The sequence below is a fragment of the Novosphingobium sp. 11B genome (assembly GCF_054589055.1).
In genome coordinates, this window is record NZ_BAAILP010000212.1 from 1 (window position 1) to 2,556 (window position 2,556).

General features: G+C 67.4%; 1 protein-coding gene. It reads right to left on the reverse strand.

Going from position 1 to position 2,556, the window contains the following annotated elements; all coding sequences use genetic code 11:
• Positions 1-149: 149 nt before the first annotated feature.
• Complete coding sequence (gene flhA / locus ACYPYD_RS19480) at positions 150-2,264, reverse strand: flagellar biosynthesis protein FlhA (protein WP_459664960.1); 2,115 nt, start codon at positions 2,262-2,264, stop codon at positions 150-152.
• Between the last annotated feature and the right edge of the window lie 292 nt (positions 2,265-2,556).

Below are 2,556 nucleotides of genomic sequence, written 5' to 3' on the forward strand. Positions count from 1 at the left end.
CCCGTCATCCCAGTGAAGGCTGGGACCGCTGGCCGTGAACAGCCCACCTCGCGGCGGCGCGCTTTCACGAGAGTTCGCGTCTAAAGACCGATAGCGGTCCCAGCCTTCGCTGGGATGACGGGGTTTATTTGCCCCATCCGTGTCAGCCCCTACCCGATCGCGCCCAGACTGCGCAGGCGCGCCCTCGGGTGGATCTCGTTCTGCGAGAGCACCACCGTCGCCGGCCGCACCCGCTCGATGATCGAGCGCACGAAAGGCCGCAGGCTCGGGCTCGTCAGCAGGCACGGGATTTCTCCCTGCCCGGCGAGGCGGTCGTACGTTTCGCGCACCGAGGCGATGAAGGCCTGCAGCTGCGAGGGCGCCATGGCGAGGTGGCGGTCGTCGCCCTGCCCGATGATCGCCTCGGAGAATGCCTCGTCCCACACCGCGCCGAGCGCGACGATGGGGATCGTGCCGTCCAGCGTGTGCTGCGCCGAGATCTGCCGGGCAAGCCGCGCGCGAACATGCTCGGTGACTTGCGTGAGGTTGGCGGTGATGGCGCTCGCCTCGGCCACGCCTTCGAGGATCGTGGGCATGTCGCGGATCGAGACGCCCTCGGCCAGCAGGTTCTGCAGCACCCGCTGCACGCCCGAGACCGAGATGCGCGAGGGCACGATGTCGGCGATCAGCTTGGCCGAATCCTTGTGGACCTCGTCGAGCAGCTTCTGCGTCTCGGCATAGGAAAGAAGATCGGCGATGTTCTCCTTGACGATCTCGGTCAGGTGGGTGGTGACGACAGTGCCGCAGTCCACCACCGTCAGGCCGCGGAAGCCCGCCTCCTGCCGCAGTTCGCGGTCGATCCATTGGGCGGGCAGCTTGAACACCGGTTCTTGCGTGGCCTCGCCCGAGAGGCCGGTCTCGCCGCCCCCGGCATTGATGACGAGCAGCTTGCCGATGCGCAGTTCGCCGCGCGCGGTCTCGGTTTCCTTGACGTAGACGACGTATTCGTTCGCCTGCAGCGCCATGTTGTCGATGATGCGGACCGAGGGCAGGACGAAGCCGTAGTCGGTCGCCATCTGGCGGCGCAGCGCGCGGACCTGATCGTCGAGGCGCGGCTCGGCGCTGGCGTCGTTGATCAGCGGGAGCAGGCCATAGCCGAGCTCGATGCGCAGCGCGTCGATCGCAAGGGTTCGGGCGATCGGCTCCTCGGCCTGCGCAGCCTTCTGGCGGGCCTGAGCGGCGGCCTCCTCGACGCGGGCGGCGGCCACCGCCCCTTCCGCCTTCTTGGTCATCGTCCACGCGAGCCATCCGCATAGCCCGCCGAGGATCGCGAAGGGCAGGAACGGCAGGCCGGGCATCAGCGCCAGCATGCCCATCAGCGCGCCCGCGATGCCGAACGCCTTGGGATAACGGCCCAGCTGGTCGCCCAGCGCCGCGCCCGTTTTGCCGACGACGCCGCCCTTGGACACCAGCAGGCCCGCCGCCGTCGAGACGATCAGCGCCGGAATCTGGCTGACGAGGCCGTCGCCCACCGTGAGGATGGTGTAGGTCGTGAACGCCTGCCCGAACGGCACGCCGTGGATCGCGACGCCGACGATCAGCCCGACGACGATGTTGATCGCGGTGATCAGCAGAGCGGCGACCGCATCGCCCTTCACGAACTTCGAGGCACCGTCCATGGCGCCGTAGAAGCCGCTCTCCTGCTCGATCTCGGAACGGCGTTCGCGGGCGACGTCCTCGGTGATGGTGCCGGCGTTGAGGTCGGCGTCGATCGCCATCTGCTTGCCCGGCATCGCATCGAGGCTGAAGCGCGCCGCCACTTCGGCGATGCGGCCCGCGCCCTTGGTGATGACCACGAAGTTGATGACGATCAGGATCGCGAAGATGGTGAGGCCGATGACGGTCTCGCCGCCCATCAGGAACTCGCCGAAGGCCGCGATCACCCCGCCCGCCGCCTGATGCCCCTCATGCCCGTGGCCGAGGATCAGGCGGGTGGAGGCAAGGTTCAGGCCGAGCCGCAGCATCGTCGTGATGAGCAGGATCGTCGGGAAGCTGGAAAGCTGCAGCGGCTTCTCGATGAACAGCGCCGTCATCAGGATGAGGACAGAAGCCGTGATCGAGAGCGCGAGGCCCATGTCGAGCATCCACGCCGGCATCGGCAGGATGAGCATCGCGATGATCGCGCCCACGCCCAGCGCCAGCGCAAGATCGCGCCCCGGTCCGAGGCGGACTAGGAACTGCGTGACCTGCGGGGGAAGCGCGGACTTGGTGGGCGCGGTGGCCATTACCGGTGCTCTATCGCGAGCCCGCTGCATGGGCGGGAAACGAGGGTGCTGTAACCATTTTCCGTCATCCCCGCGAAGGCGGGGACCCAGCTGATGTTCGTGCGACAGGCACCGGCATCAGATGGGTTCCCGCCTTCGCGGGAATGACGGGGGTGAGAGTGAAGTCCGGTACGCTCCAGATTGCCGCGGCCCGGCGACGAAGCATTTATCCTTCCCCCGTCATTGCGAGCGTAGCGAAGCAATCCAGGGCAGCATGAAACCGCGCTGGATTGCTTCGCTACGCTCGCAATGA

Bases quoted from the DNA above. Each gene is read 5' to 3' on its own strand.
- flhA (WP_459664960.1), bottom strand. From the start codon at position 2,264: ATGGCCACCGCGCCCACCAAGTCCGCGCTTCCCCCGCAGGTCACGCAG.